The 22271-nt window shown below is 74.9% G+C and carries 24 protein-coding genes and 1 pseudogene; 13 read left to right on the top strand and 12 right to left on the bottom strand.

Going from position 1 to position 22271, the window contains the following annotated elements:
* Nucleotides 1-894 carry an SDR family oxidoreductase gene (locus tag IRY44_RS19240; protein WP_194801676.1) on the top strand — a complete coding sequence of 298 codons (894 nt, stop codon included), beginning with the start codon at nucleotides 1-3 and terminating at the stop codon, nucleotides 892-894.
* Entirely contained in the window at nucleotides 891-1688 is a 798-nt protein-coding gene (locus IRY44_RS19245) for an alpha/beta fold hydrolase (protein WP_194801677.1), read from the top strand. The genes IRY44_RS19240 and IRY44_RS19245 overlap by 4 nt, the downstream gene beginning before the upstream one ends.
* A gap of 27 nt (nucleotides 1689-1715) precedes the next feature.
* On the opposite strand, the gene IRY44_RS19250 is transcribed toward IRY44_RS19245, so the two are convergent.
* Nucleotides 1716-1931 (bottom strand): hypothetical protein, encoded by a 216-nt coding sequence (locus IRY44_RS19250; RefSeq protein ID WP_370584970.1) that lies wholly within the window; start codon nucleotides 1929-1931, stop codon nucleotides 1716-1718.
* 137 nt (nucleotides 1932-2068) lie between these two features.
* Between IRY44_RS19250 and IRY44_RS19255 the strand changes: the two genes are divergently transcribed.
* Both IRY44_RS19255 and IRY44_RS19260 read left to right on the top strand, forming a co-directional pair.
* A complete protein-coding gene (locus IRY44_RS19255; RefSeq protein WP_194801679.1) occupies nucleotides 2069-3016 on the top strand; it encodes a serine/threonine-protein kinase in 948 nt (315 codons plus the stop codon).
* Nucleotides 3017-3096: 80 nt separating this feature from the next.
* Nucleotides 3097-3525 (top strand): OsmC family protein, encoded by a 429-nt coding sequence (locus IRY44_RS19260; RefSeq protein ID WP_013285994.1) that lies wholly within the window; start codon nucleotides 3097-3099, stop codon nucleotides 3523-3525.
* Nucleotides 3526-3529: 4 nt separating this feature from the next.
* On the opposite strand, the gene IRY44_RS19265 is transcribed toward IRY44_RS19260, so the two are convergent.
* Nucleotides 3530-4468 carry an endonuclease/exonuclease/phosphatase family protein gene (locus tag IRY44_RS19265; RefSeq protein ID WP_262015519.1) on the bottom strand — a complete coding sequence of 313 codons (939 nt, stop codon included), beginning with the start codon at nucleotides 4466-4468 and terminating at the stop codon, nucleotides 3530-3532.
* A gap of 363 nt (nucleotides 4469-4831) precedes the next feature.
* On the opposite strand from IRY44_RS19265, the gene IRY44_RS19270 reads away from it, so the two are divergent.
* The gene (locus IRY44_RS19270; RefSeq protein ID WP_194801680.1) at nucleotides 4832-5665 is read left to right on the top strand and encodes a hypothetical protein; all 834 of its coding nucleotides are present in this window, start codon (nucleotides 4832-4834) and stop codon (nucleotides 5663-5665) included.
* 10 nt (nucleotides 5666-5675) lie between these two features.
* On the opposite strand, the gene IRY44_RS19275 is transcribed toward IRY44_RS19270, so the two are convergent.
* From IRY44_RS19275 to IRY44_RS19295, 5 genes are all read right to left on the bottom strand, one after another.
* On the bottom strand, nucleotides 5676-6161 hold the full coding sequence (locus tag IRY44_RS19275) for an ATPase (RefSeq protein WP_194801681.1): 486 nt from the start codon (nucleotides 6159-6161) through the stop codon (nucleotides 5676-5678).
* Between the two features lie 118 nt (nucleotides 6162-6279).
* The gene (locus IRY44_RS19280; protein ID WP_120570165.1) at nucleotides 6280-6726 is read right to left on the bottom strand and encodes a response regulator; all 447 of its coding nucleotides are present in this window, start codon (nucleotides 6724-6726) and stop codon (nucleotides 6280-6282) included.
* 71 nt (nucleotides 6727-6797) lie between these two features.
* Nucleotides 6798-7145: an STAS domain-containing protein gene (locus IRY44_RS19285; RefSeq protein WP_194801682.1), complete on the bottom strand. Its 348-nt coding sequence runs from the start codon at nucleotides 7143-7145 to the stop codon at nucleotides 6798-6800.
* Nucleotides 7146-7220: 75 nt separating this feature from the next.
* Nucleotides 7221-8267, bottom strand: coding sequence for a B12-binding domain-containing protein (locus IRY44_RS19290; RefSeq protein ID WP_194801683.1), 1047 nt, complete (start codon nucleotides 8265-8267; stop codon nucleotides 7221-7223).
* Entirely contained in the window at nucleotides 8264-10024 is a 1761-nt protein-coding gene (locus tag IRY44_RS19295; protein WP_194801684.1) for a PP2C family protein-serine/threonine phosphatase, read from the bottom strand. Before IRY44_RS19295 ends, IRY44_RS19290 begins: the two co-directional genes overlap by 4 nt.
* 255 nt (nucleotides 10025-10279) lie before the next feature.
* On the opposite strand from IRY44_RS19295, the gene IRY44_RS19300 reads away from it, so the two are divergent.
* Together IRY44_RS19300 and IRY44_RS19305 are read left to right on the top strand one after the other, a co-directional pair.
* Nucleotides 10280-10624, top strand: a complete 345-nt coding sequence (locus IRY44_RS19300) for an STAS domain-containing protein (protein WP_194801685.1) — start codon at nucleotides 10280-10282, stop codon at nucleotides 10622-10624.
* A gap of 43 nt (nucleotides 10625-10667) precedes the next feature.
* Nucleotides 10668-11015, top strand: a complete 348-nt coding sequence (locus IRY44_RS19305; protein WP_269696850.1) for an STAS domain-containing protein — start codon at nucleotides 10668-10670, stop codon at nucleotides 11013-11015.
* A 95-nt stretch (nucleotides 11016-11110) separates the two neighbouring features.
* Here the strand turns inward: IRY44_RS19305 and IRY44_RS19310 are convergent, their stop codons facing one another.
* Nucleotides 11111-11425 (bottom strand): hypothetical protein, encoded by a 315-nt coding sequence (locus IRY44_RS19310; RefSeq protein ID WP_194801686.1) that lies wholly within the window; start codon nucleotides 11423-11425, stop codon nucleotides 11111-11113.
* 184 nt (nucleotides 11426-11609) lie between these two features.
* On the opposite strand from IRY44_RS19310, the gene IRY44_RS19315 reads away from it, so the two are divergent.
* The 3 genes from IRY44_RS19315 to IRY44_RS19325 all read left to right on the top strand — a co-directional run bounded on the left by IRY44_RS19315 (nucleotide 11610) and on the right by IRY44_RS19325 (nucleotide 14619).
* Complete coding sequence (locus tag IRY44_RS19315) at nucleotides 11610-12581, top strand: DUF2267 domain-containing protein (protein ID WP_194801687.1); 972 nt, start codon at nucleotides 11610-11612, stop codon at nucleotides 12579-12581.
* Between the two features lie 71 nt (nucleotides 12582-12652).
* Nucleotides 12653-13441 (top strand): spermidine synthase, encoded by a 789-nt coding sequence (locus IRY44_RS19320; RefSeq protein ID WP_194801688.1) that lies wholly within the window; start codon nucleotides 12653-12655, stop codon nucleotides 13439-13441.
* A 38-nt stretch (nucleotides 13442-13479) separates the two neighbouring features.
* Nucleotides 13480-14619, top strand: coding sequence for an AI-2E family transporter (locus tag IRY44_RS19325; RefSeq protein ID WP_194801689.1), 1140 nt, complete (start codon nucleotides 13480-13482; stop codon nucleotides 14617-14619).
* 27 nt (nucleotides 14620-14646) lie between these two features.
* On the opposite strand, the gene IRY44_RS19330 is transcribed toward IRY44_RS19325, so the two are convergent.
* Nucleotides 14647-15945 (bottom strand): NAD(P)/FAD-dependent oxidoreductase, encoded by a 1299-nt coding sequence (locus tag IRY44_RS19330; protein ID WP_194801690.1) that lies wholly within the window; start codon nucleotides 15943-15945, stop codon nucleotides 14647-14649.
* Nucleotides 15946-16045: 100 nt separating this feature from the next.
* On the opposite strand from IRY44_RS19330, the gene IRY44_RS19335 reads away from it, so the two are divergent.
* Nucleotides 16046-17491: a M28 family metallopeptidase gene (locus tag IRY44_RS19335; protein WP_194801691.1), complete on the top strand. Its 1446-nt coding sequence runs from the start codon at nucleotides 16046-16048 to the stop codon at nucleotides 17489-17491.
* Nucleotides 17492-17501: 10 nt separating this feature from the next.
* On the opposite strand, the gene IRY44_RS19340 is transcribed toward IRY44_RS19335, so the two are convergent.
* Nucleotides 17502-18047, bottom strand: a complete 546-nt coding sequence (locus IRY44_RS19340) for a GNAT family N-acetyltransferase (RefSeq protein WP_269696845.1) — start codon at nucleotides 18045-18047, stop codon at nucleotides 17502-17504.
* 724 nt (nucleotides 18048-18771) lie between these two features.
* Here IRY44_RS19340 and IRY44_RS19345 point away from each other — a divergent pair.
* Nucleotides 18772-19419: a C39 family peptidase gene (locus tag IRY44_RS19345; protein WP_194801693.1), complete on the top strand. Its 648-nt coding sequence runs from the start codon at nucleotides 18772-18774 to the stop codon at nucleotides 19417-19419.
* Between the two features lie 170 nt (nucleotides 19420-19589).
* Nucleotides 19590-21374, top strand: coding sequence for a glycosyltransferase family 2 protein (locus IRY44_RS19350; RefSeq protein ID WP_194801694.1), 1785 nt, complete (start codon nucleotides 19590-19592; stop codon nucleotides 21372-21374).
* On the opposite strand, the pseudogene IRY44_RS31315 reads toward IRY44_RS19350, so the two are convergent.
* Nucleotides 21300-21500 (bottom strand): annotated as a pseudogene (locus tag IRY44_RS31315) (DUF6510 family protein); the annotation flags it as partial. The gene IRY44_RS19350 and the pseudogene IRY44_RS31315 overlap by 75 nt on opposite strands.
* A gap of 16 nt (nucleotides 21501-21516) precedes the next feature.
* Nucleotides 21517-22236: a ferredoxin reductase gene (locus IRY44_RS19355; RefSeq protein ID WP_194801793.1), complete on the bottom strand. Its 720-nt coding sequence runs from the start codon at nucleotides 22234-22236 to the stop codon at nucleotides 21517-21519.
* Between the last annotated feature and the right edge of the window lie 35 nt (nucleotides 22237-22271).

Genomic DNA, 22271 nt, shown 5'->3' on the forward strand with positions numbered 1-22271 from the left:
ATGTCCATCGACGGTCGTTTTTCCGGCCGGCTGGCCGGCAAGGTGGTGCTGGTGACCGGCGCGGCCCGGGGCATCGGCGAGCACACCGCCCGCCTCGCCGCCGCACGCGGCGCCCGGTTGTCCCTCGTCGGGCTGGAACCCGACCGGCTCGCCGCGCTCGCCGCCGAGCTGGGCCCGGGGCACGCCTGGTTCGCCGCCGACGTCACCGACCAGCAGGCGCTGGCCGAGGCGGTCGACGGCACCGTGGCGGCGCTGGGCGGGATCGACGCGGTGGTCGCGAACGCCGGGGTCGCCAACCGCGGCACGATCGCCGTCGGCGACGTCGAGGCGCTGGTGCGTACCGTCGAGGTCAACCTGATCGGGGTCATGCGCACGGCGGCGGCGACCGTGCCGGCGCTCGTGGACCGGGGCGGCTACCTGCTGATCGTCTCCTCGGCCGCGGCGTTCGCCGCGCTGCCCGGCATGGCCGCCTACTGCGCGTCGAAGGCGGGCGTCGAGCAGTTCGGCAACGCGATCCGCCTCGAACTGGCGCACCGGGGCGTGGCGGTGGGCACCGCACATCCGTCGTGGGTGGACACCGACCTGGTTCGCGAGGCGCGCGCCGACCTGCCGGCTTTCTCCACGGCGCTGGCGAAGCTGCCCTGGCCGCTGCGGCGCACCACCACGGTGGCCGAGTGCGCCGAGGCGTTCGTCCGGGCGATCGAGCGCCGCAGCCGCCGGGTGTACGTGCCGCGCGCCGTGGCCGGCGTGCAAGCGATGCGATCGGTGCTGGTCAGCCCGCTGGCCGACCGGCTGGTGGGGCGCACCGCACGGGCCACCGTCCCGCTGATCGAGGAGCAGTCCCGGGCGCTGGGCCGGGGCTTCGGCGCCAGCACGCCGCAGGGGCGACCGTGACCGCGCCGGTGGACGTCGTCTACGAGCGGCGGGGCGCCGGGCCCACGCTGGTGCTGCTGCACGGCATCGGCCACCACGGCGGCGCCTGGCGGCCGGTGCTGGACCGCCTCGCCGAGGCGCACGACGTGATAGCCGTCGACCTGCCCGGCTTCGGCCGCTCCCCGGTGCCCGCCGCCGGGCTGCCCGCCGACATGCCCGGCCTGGCCGTGGCCATGGTCGAGCTGTTCGCCGCGTTCGGGCTGGAACGCCCGCACGTCGCGGGCAACAGCCTGGGCGGGGCGATCGCGCTGGAGCTGGCCGCGCTCGGCGCGGTCTCGTCGGCCACCGCGCTGTCGCCGGCCGGGTTCTGCACCGCGCGTGAGCTGCGCTGGGCGCTGACCGTGCTGTCCCTGCACCGCAACGCGGCCCGGCTGCCCGAACCGGTGCTGCGCCGCCTGTTCGCCGCGCCCGCGCTGCGGATGCTGGCGATGGGCATGATCCTGGCCCGGCCCAACCGGATGGCCCTCGACGACGCGCTCGCCGACGCCCGCGCGCTGCGCCAGGCGCGGGCGTTCCGCGCCGTCGCCCGCGCCGGACGGGGGTACGCCTACGCGGGCGCGCCGACGGTGCCGGTCACAGTGGCCTGGGGTACGCGGGACCGGATCCTGCCCTACCGGCAGGCGGCGCTGGCGCGTACCCGGCTGCCCGCCGCACGGCACCTGGACCTGCCCGGCTGCGGGCACGTGCCGATGCACGACGACCCGGAGCTGGTCGCCTCGGTCATCCTCGGCACCACCGGCGTCCGGCCGGCCTGACGCGGCGCGCCCGGCCGCTCCCGGGCCTCACTCGGTCGCGCCGAACGGGAACGTGTGCACGTACCGCATCGTCCAGCCACCGGGCGACGCGTGGTCGTCGCGCTCGTAGAGGTGGTCGGCGATGCCCTCGGCCGGTTCCTCCGGATGACGCAGCACCCACCGGAGCGGCGGCGCGCCGTCCGGCCCGGCCGGCAGCTCCCGGGTCAGCTCGTCGGCCGGTCCGCCGACGAACCGTACGCGCACCACGGTCACCACTGCCCCCGTTCCTCGACGCCCCCGCCGCGAAGCTACCCCGCCGCGGCGCCGCCCCTCGGCGGTTTGCACAGCTCCGGGGCCGGGTAGCGGGACCGGAGGGCACCGGACGAGGCGAGGAGTGGGTGATGCGGACGCTGGGCGGGCGGTACGAGCTCGAACAGCGAGCCGGCCTGGGCGGCATGTCGGAGGTGTGGCGCGCGCACGACCGCGTGCTGGACCGGACCGTCGCGGTGAAGCTCATCTCCCCCGCGCTCGACGGCGACGCCGGCTCGGTGGACCGGATCCGGGCCGAGGCGCGCTCGGCGGCGCGGCTGGTGCACCCGAACGTCGCCAGCGTGCACGACTTCGGCACCGCGACGCTGCCGGACGGGCGGCCGGTGCCGTACATCGTGATGGAGCTGGCCGAGGGCGAGACGCTCGCCGCGCACCTGCGCAGCGGGCCGCTGGACTGGCGGATCGCGGTCCGGGTCTGCGCCGAGGTGTGCGCCGCGCTCGCCGCCGCGCACGCGCACGGCATCGTGCACCGGGACGTGAAGCCCGCGAACGTGATCCTCACCCCGTGCGGGGTGAAGGTGCTCGACTTCGGCATCGCCACCCCGGCCGGGGCACCGGACCACACTCCGGACGGCGTGGTGGTGGGCACCCCGGCGTACCTGGCGCCGGAGCAGCTCGACCGGCGGCCGGTCACGCCGGCCGCCGACATGTACGCGCTCGGCGTGCTGCTGTTCTACTGCCTCACCGGCGAGCTGCCGTACGAGGCCGGCAGCACCACCCAGCTGCTCGGGTCGCGCCGCCGCCGGCCGCCCCGCCCCCTGCCCGAGGTGCCCGGGCTGCCCGCCGAGGTGGCCGAGCTGTGCCGGCGCTGCCTCGACGCCGACCCGTCCGCCCGGCCGACCAGCCCGATGGCCGCGCTGCTGCTGGCCGAGGCGGTGGACGCCCGGGTCTACGTACCGATGACCGCGACGCTGCCCCGGCAGCGCGAACCGCAGGTGTCGCCGTGGACCAGCCGGGCCGCCGCCGAGGCCACCGAGGCGATGGCCGTCGACGCCGCGACCAGCGGCCGGGTCTGCTGAGCGCTCCTACTGCCCGCCCGGGCACGGTTTCGCCGCTGCGGGTCCGGGAACGCGGTCCGGTGAGTGACGGGAGGAACGCGATGCCGGATCCGAGTTCCTGGCTGGCCGAGACGGCCACGGCGACCGCGGCGGGCGGTCACGTACGCACCGACGACGGCGGGCTCTCCTCCGCCCTGGCGTCCCCGCTGGCGCCGCACTGCACCGGCCTGACGCCGGAGCAGCTCCTGGCCGCGGCGTTCGCCTCCTGCCTGCACCACGCGGCGGTGGAGGCGGCCGGGGAGATCACCGACGAGGCGCACACCGTGCAGGTGACCGCCGAGGCGAAACTGGGCCGCGACGACGACGGCCGCTACCGGGCCGACGTGCACGCCGAGATCTCCTCGGCGGGACTGACCCGGGATCAGCTGGCCGACCTGGTCGCGTACGCCGACCGGTTGTGGCCGTTCTCCAGCGGCGACCCGAGCCGGCACCGGCTCACCGTGACCCCGGCGGAGAACGGCCGGCACTGAGCGTTCACCAGCGGAAGCCGGCCGTCACCGCGCGGTGGTCGCTGTCCGGGGTGCGCAGCACCCCGGCGGTGGTCGGCGTGAGTCCCCGGTAGAGGACGTGGTCCGGGCGGGTGACCGGTAGCTCCGCCGGCCAGGTGAAGCCGAATCCCTGCCCGGCCTCGGCCTGTGCGTCGCCGAGCAGCCGGGTCAGCGGGTCGAAGACGCGGTCGGTGGTGGCGGTGTTCAGGTCGCCGAGCACCACCAGCCGGTCGGCCGGGTCGGCGCGCACGGCGTCGGCCAGCGCGGCCACGGTCTGGTCCCGGGTGGCGGTGTGGCCGGCCCGGGCGGAGCCGAGGTGGACCACGTACACGGTCAGGTCGCCCCGGGGCGCGGCCACCACGGCCCGCAGCGCGCGGTCCCAGCCCAGCCCGGTGTCCACGCCGTGCGCCTCGCGGATCGGCCACCGGCTCCACAGCGCGACTGTCGACACGACCGCCCGGTGCGGGTAGCGCTCGGCCAGCACCGGCGCCACCCGGCCGCCGTCGGCGACCTCCTGAAGGCCGATCAGGTCCGGGGCGTCGCCGGTCAGCGCGCCGACGGTGGCGGCCGGGTCGGGGTTGCTCACGCGCAGGTTCTGGCTGACCACCCGGACCGTGGCGCCGTCCGCGCCGGCGGCCGGGGGCAGCCAGGCGCGTCCGTACAGTCCGGCCCAGATCAGGGCCGGTAGCAGCACCGCCAGCAGCGCGGGCCGGGAGCGGCGCAGCAGCGCCGCCAGCGCGAGCAGCGGTACGGCGATCCCGAGCAGCGGGGTGACGCTGTCCACCAGGCTGCCCAGGCCGTGGACGTTGGGCACCAGCCGGTGCCCGGCGAGCAGCAGCGCGAGCAGCACGGCGCAGACGACGACGAGCGTGCCGCGCCGGCTGCGGGGGCCGCTCGGGCGCTCGTCGACCATCCGCTCCGTCACCGTGGGAATCGTATCGAGCGCCCGGGCCGCCGCGCGGCGGCCTCGCCATGATCCACAGGGCGCAGGCGCGGAGTGTCCGATAGCGAGGCGTCGATCCCGGCGGGTCGGTGGACCGCCGCCCCGCGCAGGCTTTCCGACCAGGGCACCCTCCGCCGAACGGAGGATCCCGGAGTACGCCTCCACCGGCTCGGCCTGACGTCCGTTTCGCACCCCCGAAACCGACATAGGCATTCTTCCGGGTAGGCGAGGTTGGTGGTTTTCATGATCCAACACCCCTAATGCGGCCCGCGAATCCGGCAGATTGTGGCGCATGCCACCAATCACCCCGATGGCAAAGGCCCGGAAGCTTTCTAGCCTCGGCGGGTGCATCCCGACGACTCCGATCATCAGCCGCTGCCCGCCAACCGCCCGGTTCGCCGAACGATTGACCCGGCATCAGCCGAACGGAGAGTGGGGCGTCACCGCGCCCCGGAACCGCCGCGACGCGGCCCGGCCCGGACCGTACCCGGCCGGATCGCTGTCGCCACCGGCGTCACCTGCTGCCTCGGCCTGATCGGCGTGGCAGGCGTCGGCGAGACCGGCCCGGCGCACCTGGAGGTACGCGAGGCGGTCGCCGACCGGGCCGCCGCCGACCAGCGCGCCTCCCGCGACTTCACCCGGATCGCGCCGCCCGCCGCCGCGGCCCTGCCGCCGCCGGTTCCCACGCCCAGCGCCACCCCGGCGACGAAGAAGCCGCCGCGCAAGCCCGCGCCGCCCAAGCGCCCCCGGCCGGTCGCCGGCCTGGACCAGCGGCAGATGGACAACGCCAAGGCCATCGTCGACGTGGGGCGGGAGATGAAGATGCCCCGCCGGGCCCTGGTCGTCGCCGTCGCCACCGCCATGCAGGAGAGCGACCTCTACAACCTGGCCAGCGACGTACTGCCGGAGTCCTTCGACTACCCGCACCAGGGCAGCGGCTCCGACCACGACTCGGTCGGGCTGTTCCAGCAGCGGCCCAGCAGCGGCTGGGGCACCGTCGCCCAGCTCATGCGGCCGGCGTACGCGGCCCGGGCCTTCTACGCCGCGCTGCGCGAGGTGCCCGGCTGGGCGGACATGAGCGTCACCGCCGCGGCCCAGGCGGTGCAGGTGTCCGCCTACCCCGACGCGTACGCCCGGCACGAGAAGCGCGCCACGACCGTGGTGGCGACGCTGGTCTGACCGACGCGGGTCACGCGGCGCTGCGCCCGTCGCCACCGGGGCGCACGCCCGCCGCGGCGGTGGGGGTGTCCACCGCCACCCGATCGCCCCGCGCACCGGCCAGGATCTCGTCGACCCGGGACTCCCGGCGGCGGCGGGCCAGCAGGGCCGCCTCGAACTCGCGGCGGGCCCGCACGGCCTCGGCGTACGCCTCCTCCCGCAACCGGCGGGCCTCCTCGCGGGCGGCCTCCAGCTCGGCGCGGGCCTGCGCGAGCAGCACGGCCGCCTCCCGTTCGGCGGCCGGCGGGCGGGACGTGCCGCCCTCGACCGGAGCGGTACGGCGATGCAGGAAATCGCACAGGTGCAGGGCGTCCGACCGGATCTGGTCCCACTCCCGGCCGGCCCCGGCGGCACCCTCCGCACGCGCCGCCAGCCGTCCCAGCCGCAGGCTCAGCTCGTCCAGGCAGGCGTCCACCTGCCGCCTGTCGTAGCCGGTCTCCACCACCGAGAACCTCATGCGTCGCCCCCCAGGCAGCCGGTGTGCGTCCCCACCAGCCGATCCTGCGGTCCGGGCGCTCCCGGGCGCGGCCGTTCCCACAAAATGTGCAGGATGCGGGGGCCCGGACTTCCCGCCCCTACTGGTGCTTCGGGAGCACGACCACCCGTCCGAAGAACTCGTCGATCCGGCGCACCACGTCGTTGAAGTCGTCCAGGTCGATCGGCTTCGTCACGTACGCGTTGGCCTGCAGCGTGTAGCTGCTGACCACGTCGGTGTCGGCGTTGGAGGTGGTGAGCACGACGATCGGGATGGTCCGCAGGCTCTCGTCACCCTTGACCTCGCCGAGCACCTGCCGCCCGTCCATCCGGGGCATGTTCAGGTCGAGCAGGATCACGTCCGGGCGCTGCGCCTCGGTGTGCCGGCCCTCGCGGCGGAGGAACTCCATCGCCTCCTGGCCGTCGGCGACCACGTCGATGACCTTGTCGACGTCGGAGTCGGCGAGCGCCTCCTCGATCATCAGGACGTCGCCCGGGTCGTCGTCCACCACCAGGATGCGAACGGGGCTGGGACTGGTCTGACCCATGGGGTTACCTGTTTCTCGGTGAGGAGGGCGTCCGGCCGCACGGCCGGCTGCTGGCGGGGAAATGTATCGGATCAGGAGGCGGCCGGCGCGGTCGGGTCGACGGTGTCGCGGTCGTGGTGGAGCACCTCGGCCAGCCCGGTCACCTGGAGCACCCGGGCGACCCGCCCGGTCGCCCCGGTGAGCCGCAGCCAGCCGCCGTCGGCGGCGGCGACGTTGTCCCCCCGGACGAACGCCGCGATGCCGGTGGAGTCGCAGAACGTCAGGTCGGTGAGATCGAGCAGCAGCTTACGGTGCCCCTCGGCGATCAGCCGGTCGATCGCCGAGTTCAGCTCTCCGGCCGTGCCGAGGTCGAGCTCGCCGGCCAGCCGGAGGCGGGCGCCGCCCCCGTCCCGCTGGGCGTACGTGACGGTGAACGTCACAGTGGCCCCCCTCGCTCCCACCACAGGAAACACTTGCAGTGGTGCAAGTATATGCGACGGTCGCCCCGGTGCCCGTCAGCGGCCCGCCGCCGACAGCCCGCCCACCAGAGCGCGGCCCCGGTCGAGGAAGGCGGCCGCGCGCGGGAAGTCCCGCAGCTGCTGTCCATAGTGCTCCAGCGTCAGCCCGACCGCGCCCGCCGGCACCCCGCGGCTGACCAGGATCTCCACCAGCCACTCGACGAACCCGGTGAACAGCGTCGCGTCGTCCACGTAGAGCGCGGCGGCCAGGAAGTCCACGATGTAGCCGAGGTCGCTGATCGTGGAGTCGAGTTGCGCGGGCGTGTAGTCCGCGGTCGACGGCACCCGCTCCCGCAGATCGGCCAGGGCGCTGTCGATCAGCTCGCCACGCCGCTTCACCAGGCTGGCGTACTCGTCGTCGGCCAGGTGGTCCAGCCGCGCTGGCGGCGCCTCGCGCAGCGCTCGCTCGTCGGCCACCAGGTCCGCCGCGGCCGGCGCGTCGGGCGCCCACGGCACGCCGAGCACACGCGCCCAGCGGCCGTCGTCGCCGAAGCCCCGGCCACCGACCACCACCGGCACGTCGGAGCGGCGGCACGCCTCCACCATCCGGTGCGCGTGCGGCAGCCGCATCGGCAGCGCGCAGGCCAGCGCCACCGCCTCCGCGTCGTAGCGGTGCAGGTAGGACACCAGGTGCGCGGCCGGGACACTGGCGCCGAGGAAGACCACCTGCCAGCCGCGCAGCCGCAGCACCTCGGCCACCAGCCGGGCCGGCAGCGCGTGCCACTCGCCGTCCATGCAGGCCATCACGATCCGCCCGCGGGTCGGGCGGGGATCGGCGTACCCGGCCACCGCCGCCACCACCCGCTCGCTGATGTGGGTGGCGGCGTGCTCCTGGGCGACGCTCCACTCGTTGCGGGCCCAGCGTTCTCCCACCTCGGCCTGGGCCGGTGCGACCAGGTCCAGCAGCACCCGCTCGGCCGGCACACCCGCTTCCAGCAGCCCCCGGGCCACCGCCACGGCGGCGGACTCGTCGGCGTCGGCCAGGCACTCCAGGTAGCGGGGGAAGGCCTTGCCCGGATCGGCCTCGACGGTCGGCACGGTCACGCGGACAACTCCCTCGTCGGTTCGGTCACGGCCGGGTCCGGCACCGCGTGCAGGTGCCGCGGCGCCCGCCCGGCCGGTCCGGTGGCGCGCAGCGCCAGCACCGCGATGTCGTCGTGGTCACCGTGCGCGAGCCAGTCGCAGGTCACCTGCTCGACCCGCTCGGCGAGCGCCGGCGCGGGCATCCGGTGGCAGCCGGTCACCGCGTGGAGCAGCCGCTCGGGGCCGAACTGCTCGTCGCCGCGCCGGCCGCCGCGCGCCTCGGTCACCCCGTCGCTGTAGAACAGGCAGGTCTCCCCCGGCGCCAGGTGCACTGTCACCTCGCCGATGCGGGGATCGGGCACCACGCCGATCAGCATGCCGCGCAGCGGCACCACCTCGACCTCGCCGGACTCCCGCAGCACCAGCGGCGGCAGGTGCCCGCCGCCGGCCAGGCTCAGCGTCAGGCCGCCGTCGCGGTGCGGCCGGGCCACGCCGAGCACCAGGGTGGCGAACCGACCCTGCCCGTGCGCCTGCGTGGTCTCCAGCAACGCGTCGTTGAGCAGCTTCAGCAGCCGCCCCGGCTGCGTCTCGACCCGGTGCAGCGCCTGCAGGCACTGGCGCAGCTGGCCGGTGAACACGGCCGCCTCCACGCCCTTGCCGGACACGTCACCGAGGAAGAAGACCGAGCCGCCGTCGGCGAGCCGGTGCGAGCCGTAGAAGTCACCGCCGATGCGCAGCCCGGCCTGCGCCGGCCGGTACGCGGTGCCCCACTGCACGCCCGTCGCGGCGGCCGGCTCGACCGGCAGCAGGCTGGCCTGCAACGTGTCGGCGACCTCAGCCTGGTCGCGGTAGAGCATGGCGGTGGTCAGCGCCGCACCGGCCCGGGCTGCGAACGCGCGGACCAGGTCCATGTCGGCCTCGTCGTACCAGCGGTCGGCGCGCCGCGCCACCAGCAGCGCACCGGCAGGCGCCTCCCGGCCGGGCAGCGGCACCACCCGCGCGGTGGCGCCGGAGGCACCCAGGCCGGGCAGCCAGCCGGCATCGGCGGCCTGCTCGACCAGCCAGTCCAGCTCGTGCGGCTCGGTGCCGGCCAGGCCGGCCTCGATCGCCGCGGGAAGCGCCGTGGCCGGCAGCACCCCGCTGTCCACCACCGGCGGCCGGTCGTCGGCGCGTACCGCCCGCCACCAGCGGGCCCGGCCGGAGCGGGGGGCGAGGACCAGGACCGCCACGTCGGCCGCCGTGGGCACGGCCAGGCGCACCACCGCGGCGGCGGCCCGGTCCGGGTGCAGCGGGTTGCCGAGCTTCTCGCCCACCACGGCGAGGAACGCCGAGCGGGCCCGCTCGGCCAGCAGCGCGTCGGCCCGGCTGACGATCTCGGTGACGTCGTCGACGTACCAGCAGCGCCGGCGGCGGGACAGTGCGACCGGGCGTACGCGCAGCCGCCGCCCGTGGTGGGTGAACTCGGCCGGCCCGTCGCCGCGCAGCGGGGCCGGACCGGCGGCGGCCAGCAGCTCGCCGGGCGTCACCTCGGGGATCAGGCGCTCCGCGACCGGGCTCACGTGCTGGACGACACCGTCGGCGTCGCAGACGACCAGGCCCTCACGGAAGTGCTCGACCACCTCGGACCAGTTCGGGACGGTGAGGTCGCGGTCGGCGGCCAGCGGCGGCAGGGCGGACGGCGCGGGCGCGCCGGCGGACCACGCCGGAGCCCGTGCGACGCTCGGCGTGGAGATCCGTCCGTCGCCCGGGTCGGCACCCCTGACGTCGGCAGCAGTCACCAGCTGAGCCCCACTCTCCTCGTCGACACCCGGGGGCGCCGGACCCGGCGCCTGTGGTCACGTCTCCCCGCCCACCCTACGCCGGTATGCCGGGACCGCCACCCCACGGCGCTGCCAGGCCCGCTCGCGCGTCCAGCGAGGTGATGCCGCTGTTGTTACGATCCTGTCATCCCGGTCCCGGCCGGCAGCCCCGCGGAAAGGCGTGACGTGGTTCCTCAACGGAGAAGGCCCGAGGCGAGCCCGCTGAGCATCTCCGTGGATCGTTCCGACCCGGCCGTTCCGGTGGTGGTCGTCGGCGGCGACCTGGCGTACGCCACGGCGACCCCGCTGCGCGCCGAGATCGACCGGCTGCTCGCCGCGCGTCCGGTGACGCTCGTGTTCGACTTCGGCGACCTGCAGTTCATGGACAGCACCGGCCTGTCCGTGATCGTGCACGCCTGGCGGGAGGGCCAGCACGCGGGCACCACCATCGAGCTGCGGTCGGTCCCCCGGTTCCTGGAGACCATCCTCGACCTGACCGGCGTCACCGGTCTGCTCGACCGCTCGCCGGTCGACGACGCGCCGGGCCTCGCCGCGCCGGGTTCGGCCGCGTCCGCGTGACCCCGGGGGTTTCCCGGCCGGGCACGGCTGGGAACATGGGAACGTGCCCTCCCAGATGTTGACCATCGAGGTGGACCGGCTCGACGCCGGTTCCGCCCGGGTGCGGCTGACCGGAGAGCTGGACTTCGACACCGCGCCGGAACTCGTCGACGCCGTGGCCGACCTGCGCCGCGACGGTCACCAGGAGCTGGAACTCGACTTCGCCGGGGTGGACCTCTGCGACTCCTCCGGCCTGAGCGCGCTCGTGGTGATCCACCGGGCCGGCACCGGGGCGATCCGCCTGGTCAACCTGAACCCGCAGATCAGGCACCTGCTGGACCGCACCGGCCTGGCCGAACTGCTGGCCGCCCCGCCGCGCGACCTGACCGGCGGCGTCCGCGAGGTCGGCTGACCCTGCCCAGTTCGACCCGTCAAGCGGGCTGAGCGACGGGCGGACAGGGGTGGCCCCCGACCCTGGGACCAGGGGCCGGGGGCCGGGAGGATGGCTCAGGCGGCAGGCTCGGCCTGCCGGTGCCGCGTCTCGTCGCGCGACTGCCCCGCGAGCGGAGGCTCGACGTCCTCCGGCGCGCCGGAATCAGGCGTCTGGAACAGATAACGGACGAAGTCCCCACTCATGTCGTCGTCGTCCGCGCCGGGCCACTGCCCGACACAGTCGACACCGACCACCTCGCGTCCGCTGCCGTCGTGGTGTTCCAGCAGCGCCCACAGGGTCACCGGGTAGGAGCGGGTGTCGTCCGGGCCGATGCGCCAACGGGCGTACCAGCCGGGACGGGCGGGGACGATCTCCACGATCCGTTTCATGTCGACCTGCCCTTCCGCGTGCGTCGGAAGTTGTCCGGTCCGTCCGAGCCTGCCGCCCGCCGGGGTGAGCGCTCCTCACCCGCAGCGAATGAAGCGTCCGCCCCGGCGGTCCGCCGTTACCTTCCCGGCAGCGCCGGGAACGCGGTGGGCGCAAGCGCAACCGACCCAGGAACGAGGTGCGACGATGCGCAAGCAGATGGAGGGCGACAACCAGCGCCGCCGGGCCCTGGCCCGCGAGGCCCGCGAACGAGGGCTGCGGCCGAGCCAGACCGGCGCCAGCCTGAGCGCGTCCAAGCAGGTCACCTCGCTGGACCAGCACGACCGGTCCGGCCCGCCGCCGGCCGGACGGCACAAGCCGGACACCACCCGGGGTGGTCCCGCGCCGCCGCCGGTCGCCGTCGCGGAGCAGCAGCGCCCGCTGCCGGAACCGACGCCGTCACCCGGGGTCTCGATGGCTTACCGGGATCTCGTCGACGACGTGAGCCGGCGCGCCGGGGTGGACTTCACCACGGCCAAGGTCGCGGCCGAGGGCACCGTGCTGGCCCTGGCCCAGGCGCTGGACGAGGCGGAACGGGAGCGGCTGCTGGAGGCGGTGCCGCTGACCCTGCACGACGTGGTGCCGGTGTACGGCCTGGAGCCCCGCCGCGACCTGCCCGGCTTCCTGGCCGAGGTCGGCCGGTACAGCCGCCTCACCCCGGAGCAGGCCCGCTACCAGGCCGAGGCGACGCTCGCCGCGCTCGCCGAGGCCGACGCGGAACTGGTCGAGTCGCTGCACGTACCCGACGAGTTGCGCGACCTGCTCGGGCCGACCGACTTCGGCGGCGGCCTGGTGGGCGCGTCCTCGGCCACCGCGCCGCTGACCGAGGCCGAGCTGCGCGACGCGCTCGCGACGCTGCCCTACTGGTCCAGCGACCGGCGCTCACTCGTGCGCACGATCGAGCTGCCCGGCGGCAACCTGGACCGGGTGCTCGACCGGCTGGACCGGCTCAAGTCCGACGTCGGGCGGTCGCCGCAGATCGGGCGGCCGGACCCGGACAACGCCGTGCTGACGGTCCGGACCCAGCAGGTCGACGGCGTGACGGCGGCGGACGTGGACCTCGCGCACCGGGTGGACGCGGCGGTCGACGAGGCCGGCGCCGGGATGGCGGCCGGCTGACCCGGCGGCGGAACGGCCCCGGTCCCACGCGGGCCGGGGCCGCCCGTGGCCGCGCGGTACCGTGTCCCGCCGTGGATCACGACGACACCGAGACGCTGGAGATCGTGGTGGACCCGGCCCGCCCGTCCGGGCGCACGCTGCTGGCCGACGGGGTCGAGCAGTCGTACGTGGACGTGGCCGACGCCCGGTACCTGCACTTCGAGTACGTGCGGCGGATCGCCGCCGCGATCGACCTGGCCGCCCCGCGCGGCGTGGCGCTGACCGCCCTGCACCTGGGCGGCGGCGCGCTCACGCTGCCGCGCTGGCTCGCGAGCACCCGGCCCGGTTCGGTGCAGCGGGTGATCGAGCGCGATCCGGGCGTGGTCGAGCTGGTCCGGCGGAGGCTGCCGCGGCTGCCGCCGGAGGTGGTGGTGGCGCTCGGCGACGCCCGGGAGGCCGTCACCGGGGAGCCGTCCGGAACGTACGACGTGGTGGTGGCCGACGTGTACCGGGCGGCCCGGATGCCGCCGCAGGTGGCGGCGGTCGAGTTCGCGGCGCAGGTGGCCCGGGTGCTGCGCCCGGACGGCCTCTACCTGATCAACCTCACCGATCTGCCGCCGCTGGCGCACACCCGGGCCCAGGTGGCCACGCTGCGTGCCGTGTTCGCCGACGTCTGCCTGGTCGCCGACCGGCGGATGCTGCGCGGACGCCGCTACGGCAACGTGGTGCTCGCCGCCACGCCCACGGCGGGCCGGATCCCGGTGATCCGGCTCGCCACCCGCGTCGCCGCCGACCCGGTGCCCGGAACGGTGCTGCACGGCACGACGCTCGACGCGTTCGCCGCGGGCGCCCACCCGGTCACCGACGCCGACCTGGGCTGAGCCGGTTTTCGTACCCCCAGCGCGGGTAGCCGCGCCGGATGAGCGCCGCCGACGATCGGTCCATCGCGCGCCGGACGCTGATCGTGATCGGTCTGGTCCTCGCCACCGGGGTCGGGCTGGCGCTGGTCTGGGCGACCCGGCGGGTGCTGGTGTGGGGGCTGGTGGCGGTGTTCTTCGCGGTCGCCCTCAAACCGCTCGTGGACCGTCTCGAACGCCGGGTACGCCGCCGTGCGCTCGCCACGCTCCTGGTGTTCCTGGCCGCGTTCGCGCTGTTCGCCGCCGTGGGCGCGCTGATCGTGGTGCCGCTGGTGGACGAGGTCGGCCGCTTCGCCGACCGGGCACCGGAGCTGGTACGCGAGGCGCAGGCCGGGCAGGGGCCGCTCGGGCGGCTGCTGGACCGCTTCCACCTGCTCCGGTACGCCGAACCCGGCCAGCTGCGCCGGTACGGCGCCCGGCTCGGCGACCCGACCGTAGGGGTGGTCCGCAGCGTGGCCCAGGCGGTCGCCGCGCTGGTCACAGTGGTGGTGCTGGCGTACCTGATGGTCCTGGAGGCGCCGAAGATCGTGGCCGCCACGCTGCGGCTCACCGGCGACGGCGCGGCGGCGCGGTTGCGGCGCATCGGGCGTGGCTCGTCCCGGATCGTCACCGGCTACCTGAGCGGCAACCTGCTGATCAGCGTGATCTGCGGCGGTCTGACCTTCGTCGTGCTGTTCCTGCTCGGTGTGCCGTTCGCCGCGGTGATCGCGCTGACGGTCGCCGTGTTCGACCTGATCCCGCTCGTCGGCGCCACGCTCGGCGCGCTCGCCGCGGCCGGCGCGGCGTTCCTGCACTCCCCCACCGCCGGCCTCGTGGTGCTCGTCTTCTTCGTGGTCTACCAGCAGGTGGAGAACCACCTGTTGCAACCGGTCATCATGGGCCGCGCGGTGCGGTTGAACCCGTTGACCGTGCTGGTCAGCGTGCTGCTGTCGGTCGAGCTGGCCGGGCTGGTGGGGGCGCTGCTGGCGATCCCGGCCGCCGGCATCGTGCAGGTGCTGCTGCGCGAGTTCGCGCCGGCCGGGCGGCAGGCGCTGCCGCCCGCCGACGGTGGTCCGGCGGGTCCGCCCGACACGGGCTCGGCCGACGGCGCGACTGTCCCGCAGCTGCTGGAGACGCCGGAACGGCCGCCGGCCGGCGGGTGAGGGCCGGCCGGCGGGTGCGTGTGCGGTTCAGCGGCGGCGGGCCAGCTCCGGTGACTCGCTCTCCAGCGGCACCGCGTTCGCCGGGACCAGCCCGAGCTGCACGGCGGGCCGGGGCAGCGTCGCGTCCAGCGCCCAGTCCGCCGCGACCCGGGGCCGGTTACCGGGCATGGCGAGCAGGTGGTAACCGCGGGTGACGGCCTTGGCGGGCAGCCCGGCGAGCGGCACCTTCAACGGGTTCGCCGCCGCGTCCTTGCCGCCCAGGTCCACCACCCAGCCCAGGTCGTGGTGCTTGTACGACTTGCGCACGCCCTGCCCGTACGAGGCGGCGATGTTGTGCGCGGCCAGCTTGCCCTGCCGCTGGGCGTGCTGCGCGGTCATCGCGCACACCTGCCCGGGGCGGGTCGGGTCGGGCACGGCGGCGGCGTCGCCGCAGGCGAACACCTCCGGGTAGCCGGGGACGTTGAGGAACTCGTCGACCACCAGCCGGCCCTTCTCGGTGCGCAGCCCCAGTTCGGCCACGAACGGGTCGGGACGTACGCCGACGCACCAGATCAGGCTGCACGTCGGGACGTACTCGCCGTCGGTGAGCATCACCCCGTCCGGCGTGGCCTCGGCGACCGAGGTGCCCATCCGCACGTCCACGCCGCGTCTGCGCAGCACCCGGTCGGCGGTGACCGACATCCGCCGGTCCAGTTCGGGCAGCACCCGGGGCGCCACGTCCAGCAGCATCCAGCGCGGCCGGACGTTCAGGTGCGGGCGCTGGGCCATCAGCCGGTCGGTGAACAGCTGCCCGTGCGCGGCCACCTCGGTGCCGGTGTAGCCGGCGCCTACCACCACGAACGTGGCGCGGGCCCGCTGCTCGGCCGGGTCGTCGGTCAGCTCGGCCAGCTCCACCTGCCGGACCACGTGGTCGTGCAGGAACAGGGCCTCGGGCAGGCCGCGGAAGCCGTGGGCGTACTCGGTCACGCCGGGGATCGGCAGCAGCTTGTTGACGCTGCCGACGCTGAGCACGAGGCGGTCGTACGCGAGCTGTCCGTGCTCGCCCTCGATCGAGCGGTAGCCGACCCACCGGTTCTGCAGGTCGACCCGGTCCGCCTCGCCGACCACCACGCGGACGCCGTCGAGCGTGCCGGCGAGCGGCACGGCGATCCGGGTCGGCTCCACCACGCCGGCCGCCACCTCGGGCAGCAGCGGCAGGTAGAGGAAGTAGTCGGTCGTGTTCAGCAGGACGATCTCGGCCCGGTCGCGGGCCAGTCGGCGCAACGTCTTGGCCGCGTGGTACCCGGCGAACCCGGCCCCCACGATCACCACACGTGGTTTCGTCATGCCTGCTGCCGTTCCCGGGCAGACCTGCGACAAACGTGCCCATGATCCATCCATCAGCGGCTATATGGACATTCCTCGTGATCGGCGCGAGGATGCCGGGATGGGAAACCACGAGACCGCCGAGGGTCGGCCCACGAGGTCCAGCCGGCGTACCTTCCTCACCGCCTCCGCGGCGGCCACCGCCGCCGCCGTCGCCACCCCGCTCACCGCCGCCCCGGCCGCCGCCGCGACCGGCGCTCCCCCGGGCCCGGGCCGTCCGGCCCGGCCGCAGCGGCCCGGCCGCGAGCTGACCGCGCTGCTGCGCGAGATCGACAGCCGCCGGATCGAGGCCGTCGTGCGCCGGCTCGCCGCGTTCGGCACCCGCCACACCCTGTCCAGCCAGACCGATCCGGTACGCGGCATCGGCGCCGCCCGCGACTGGATCCACGCCCAGCTCTCCGGGTACGCGGGCGCGTCCGGCGGGCGGATGAGCGTCGAACTGCAGTCGTACGTGCAGCAGCCCGCCTCCCGCATCCCCGTCCCCACCACCATCACCAACGTGGTGGCGACAGTGCGCGGCGACGTCACACCCGAGCGGGTGTACGTCATCACCGGCCACTACGACTCCCGGGCCACCGACGTGATGGACGCGGTCAGCGACGCGCCGGGCGCCGACGACGACGCCTCCGGCGTGGCGGTGGTGATGGAGCTGGCCCGGGTGCTGTCCACCCGCCGCACCGAGGCCACCATCGTGCTCGCCGCCGTCGCCGCCGAGGAGCAGGGACTGTACGGCTCGGCGTACCTGGCGTCGCAGCTGAAGGCGGCCGGCGCCGACGTGCAGGCCATGTTCAGCAACGACATCGTCGGGTCCAGCACCGCCGACGACGGCACCCGCGACCCGCGTACCGTGCGGTTGTTCGCCGAGGGCGTGCCGACCGCCGAGACCCCGGCCGAGGCGAGCGTGCGTCAGTCCGTCGGCGGCGAGAACGACTCGCCGTCGCGGCAGCTCGCCCGCTTCGTCACCGACGTGGCCGAGAACTCCGCCACCGGCATGGACGTACGCGTCATCTACCGGCGGGACCGCTACCTGCGCGGCAGCGACCACATCTCGTTCCTGCGCGAGGGCTGGCCGGCGGGCCGGTTCACCGAGCCCAACGAGGACTTCGCCCACCAGCACCAGGACGTGCGCGTCGTCGACGGGGTGCAGTACGGCGACCTGCCCGAGTTCTGCGACTTCGGCTACATCACCCGGGTGGCGCGGGTGAACGCCGCGACGCTGTGGTCGCTGGCCCAGGCGCCCGGCACGCCCAAGGGCGTCACAGTGGTGACCACGAACCTGGCGAACGACACCACCCTGCGGTGGCAGCGCGGCCCCGAGCCGGACCTGGCCGGGTACGAGGTGGTGTGGCGGGAGACCACCGCCGACCAGTGGCAGAAGGTGCTGCCGGTCGGCGACGTCACCGAGGTGACCATCGACCTGTCCAAGGACAACGTGTTCTTCGGCGTACGGGCGGTGGACCGGGACGGGCACCGCAGCCCGGTCGCCTTCCCGAAGCCCGGCAGCTGAGGCCGGCCGGTCACCGCCCCGGCGCCGGGTCCACCCGATCCGGGGCGGTGACCGCCCAGCGCTCGTGATCCCGCCACGCACCGTCGACGAACAGGTAGTCCGGGGAGAACCCCTCGAGCCGGAAGCCGAGCCGCCGCGCCAGCCGCTTCGACGGCTCGTTGCCGGGCTGGATGTTCGCCTCCAGCCGATGCAGACCGAGCGGCCCGAACGCGTACTCGATCACCAGCCGCACCCCGGCCGAGGCGTGCCCGGTGCCCGCGTACGGGCGGAACGCCGCGTATCCGAGGTAACCGCCGCGCAGCGCGCCCAGCACGATGCCGCTGATGTTCGCGTATCCGGCGATGTCCCCGGTGGCCCGGTCGCAGAGCAGGAACCCGGAGCTGTCCCGCCCCCGGATCTTGCGCAGGTAGGCCGCGTAGCGCTGCGCGTCGTCGGGCGCGGAGAGCCACGGATGGTGCAGGTCGCGGCTGCGCCGGGCGGCGGCGACGAACTCCGCCTCGTCAGCCGGTCGGGGACGGCGGATGGCGACGCGTCCGTCACTGCGCAGATATCGCACAGCGCCACTCTCCGCCACCGCGTCCACCCCACCCCACCCGGGGTGCACTCTCCCACCGCCACACGGGCCGCCGCAGGAGTTCGTGTTCCCCACCAGCGCCCCTTCCGGCACGACCTTCCCGCCCCCTTGTCCCAGCCCCGACGTGAGGCCACCCGTCCCGGACGTGCCGCCCGCCCGGCCGGTCCACCGGCCCAGTAGATCTTGGATCGGCGCTTCGCGCGATCTTGCACCTGGTGCCCCGAGGATGCCCGCTTTGCGAGGTTCGCTGGGGACCAAATTGCAAGATCGCGTGGGCGGGCGGGTGGATTGTGACGGCGGCTCGCACCGCCGCTGGGTGTTCGGTGGGCGATGTCCGGTTCGCTGTGCTGGCCTGGCGTGGCTGTGGTCGGTGCCATCGTGCGGGTGGAATCGGTGGCGGGCGCGGGGCGTTGTACATGGCTGACCGCCCAGGCAGCAGGGTCGAGCGCCGGACACCGGCCCGCCTGGCACCCACGGCAGGTCAGGGAATCGACCCGGCCCGGTCGTCGTTACATCCCCGAGCGACGGGCACCCCGCCGTCTCCGGGAATGACCCCGGCCCGCGCGTCGTTAAACCCCCGAGCCGCGGAGCAGGCCCCCCGGGTCGCCCGCGCGCCAGCCCGGTTTCGACGGGCACCCCAGACTTTCCCCCTTTCGCGCGGCACCCCCATCGCCGCGTGATCCCCCACTTCAGGGAGGCAACCATCATGGCTACCACTCTGCTGCGCAAGACCGTTCTGACCGCTGCTGGTGTCGTCGCCACCGCTGGTGGCATCGCCGGCCCCGCCATCGCCGCCCAGGCCACTCCGGCCGAGCGTGCCGCCGCCCAGGTCACCACCGACCGCAAGCACGGTGAGCGGGAGCTGGACGTGCGCTACGAGGCGCAGCCCAACTTCTACTTCTGTGGCCCGGCCGCGGCCCGGAACGCGCTGAGCGTGCAGGGCAAGAACATCGACGTGCACGCGATGGCCGAGGAGATGGGCACCACCGAGGACGGCACCAACTCCATCAACGACATCACGCCGGTGCTGAACAAGGAGACCGGTAAGGACGTCTACAAGTCGACCGAGATCCCGGTGGACAAGGCCGGTGACAAGGTGGAGAAGCTGCGTGCCGACGTGGTGCGCACGGTCGACGACGGCCGGGCCGTGGTGGCGAACATCGCCGGCACCGCGACCGACACCGACGGCAACGCCCACTCGTTCGAGGGTGGCCACTACATCAGCGTGGTCGGCTACCGCGACGGCGGGAAGGTCGTGACGATCGCCGACTCGGCCAACCCGAACCAGGCCTCGTACCGCATGGACGTGGACGCCCTGGCCCACTGGATCGCCAGCCGCGGCTACAGCTCCTGACCGAGTGACAATGCCGAAGGGCCCGACCCCAGAACACGGGTCGGGCCCTTCCGCGTGTCCAACGGCTGCCTTCCGGTCACCTCGCCGTCACGCCGGTGTCGTCACCCGGACGGCTCGCTCCACCACGCTGGGTCGCGCCGGATCGTCCGGGCGACCGTGAAGGAGCAGCCGTGGCAGCCGAGGAGGCGACGCACCACCCACCGACCACGAGCCGCCCCGACGTGAGTGTCGTCGTGCCTGTCTACAACACGCTGCGCTACCTGCGGTCCTGCCTCGACTCGGTGCTGCGGCAGACGATCGGGCCGGACCGGATGGAGATCGTGGCGGTGGACGACGGGTCCACCGACGGCAGCGGCCGCCTGCTCGACCGGTACGCCGCCAAGCACCCCGGCACGGTGCGGGTCGTGCACCAACCCAACTCCGGTGGCCCGGCGTCGCCCTGCAACCGGGGGCTGGACCTGGCCACCGGCCGGTACGTCTTCTTCCTCGGTTCGGACGACCGGCTCGGCCCGGAGGCCCTGGAGCGTCTGGTCGCCGCCGCCGACCGGTACGGCTCGGACGTGGTGCTCGGGAAGGTGGTCGGGGTCAACGGCCGGCACGTCTTCTCGGACGTGTTCGCCGACGGCAACGCGGTCGACGTGAGCCTGTTCGACTCGGCCCTGCCGTGGTCGCTGGCGAACACGAAGCTGTTCCGGCGCGACCTCGTGGACCGGCTCGGGCTGCGGTTCCCGGAGGACATGCCGGTGCTCAGCGACCAGCCGTTCACGCTCGCCGCCTGCTACCACGCCCGGCGGATCTCGGTGCTCGCCGACTACGACTACTACCACGCGGTACGCCGGCTGGACGCCCGCAACATCACCTACCACAGCCGGATCGAGCAGCGCCTGGTCAGCGTGGAGCGGCTGGTCGCGTACGTGGCCGAGCTGATCCCCGCCGGGGAGCGCCGGGACGCGGTGCTGCGCCGCCACGCCGGGCTGGAACTGGCGAACCTGGTCGGCGACGACTTCCGGCACCTGGACCGGGCCGCGCAGGAGCGGGTGCACGCCACGGTGGCGCGGCTGGTACGGCGGCACGTCACCGACCGCCTGCGGGACCGGCTCGACATCGAGGCCCGGCTGCGCCTGGGCGCGGTCACCGTGGGCGGGGTGGACGACCTGCTGGCGGTGATCGAGCAGGACAGCGGCCGGGGCGTGCCGGCGACGGTGTTCGCCGGTGACCGCTGGCACGCGGGCTACCCGGGCGCTCCGGCCCGGTGGACCGACGTCACCGACGTGCGCGCCGACTGGCTGGCGCGGCTGGACACCGTCGACGTGAGCTGGGTCGACGGGCACACGCTGACGGTGACCACGCGCAGCCCGTACCCCCGGTTCGCCACCGAGGCCGGGCCGGTGCGGATGCTGGCCGGTCCGGTCGTGGGCGCCACCCGGATGGACGCCGGCGATCCGGCCGGCCGCACCCTGCGCACGGACTTCGCGCTGGACCGGCTCCTGGCCGCCAGCGCCGCCAGCGGGCAGCGCCATCCGGTACGCGCCGAGGTGGACGGCGGTCACGGGCGCGGCGGGGCCGCGGTGCGCGCACCTCGGCTCGCCGCCGGGCGGCCCCGGCTGCTGCGGCACGGCGCCCGGCTGTACGGGGTGACGGCGACCGTCGACCCGCGCAACGGTCAGCTCGTGCTCTCCGTGGTGCCGGTCACTGTGGGTCAGCTCGTCGGGCGGCTGCGCCGGCGCGGCAGGCGCAGACCGGTAACGGCGCAGACGTCCGGACGCGGCCCAGCCACGGCGCAGGCGTCAGGGCGCGGCGCGGAAGCCCTGCTCGGCCGGCATGGGCACCTGGAGGTACGTGGTGCCGCGCAGGTCCAGCCAGGCCCGCTGCGGCGCCCGGACCAGCCGCACCATCACCCCGGCGCAGGCGGGGCAGCGCCCGACCAGGCCCGGGGCGTGCGAGTAGACGTGTAGCCCGGCCATCGGGCCGGTCATGCCGCAGGTGTCGCAGCGCCCGGTGGTGGCGCTCAGGTCGACCGCGAACAACTCGCGCAGCGGCCCGTCGAGCATGTTGCCATCCACGTAGGACAGGTCGGTCATACGCCCTCCTCGGGTCTCAGCCGGTCGGGCCGAACCGTTCGGTCCGCACGCGCCGGGTCGGGTGACCCAGCCCCACCAGCAGGTCGGCCACGGTCTCCACGAATCCGGTGGGGCCGCACACGTAGCACAGCGGCTCCAGGTCGGGCGGCCAGCCGTGGCTGTTCACGTCGGCCAGGCCGATGCGGTGCGGCTCGCCGCGCCAGCCCTCGGGCGCGGACCGGGTGTAGACGTACGCGACGTCCAGGCCCTGGTCGTCGCGGGCGCGGCGGCGCAGCTCGTCGGCGTAGATGACGTCGTCCGGGGTGCGCACCGAGTAGACGAGCCGGAACGGTGTGCGGCTGCCCGCGGCCCGGCGCGCGCGAATCATCGCCATCAGCGGCACCACGCCGGATCCACCGCCGACGAGCAGCACCGGCGCGGTGTCGTCGGTACGCCAGACGAACCAGCCGCCGACCGGTCCGCGTACCTCCACCGGGTCGCCCTCGGCGTAGGTGTCGGCCAGGTACGGCGACACCTCACCGTCGGGCACCCGCTGCACCGTCACCTCGATCCGCTCGCCGTCGGCGGGGCCGGCCAGCGAGTACGACCGGGCGGCCTGGTAGCCGTCCTCGGCGGTGAGGCGCAGGTCGACGTGCTGCCCGGGCAGGTGTCCGGGCCAGCCGGGCACGTCCAGCACCAGCGTCTGCGCGGTGGGCGTCTCGATCCGCCGCTCGACCAGCCGGGCGACCCGCCACATCAGCGGCGCGACGCGGCGGCCCTGCGCCTGCGCGG

This window comes from Micromonospora sp. ANENR4 (assembly GCF_015354395.1).
GTDB lineage: Bacteria > Actinomycetota > Actinomycetes > Mycobacteriales > Micromonosporaceae > Micromonospora > Micromonospora aurantiaca.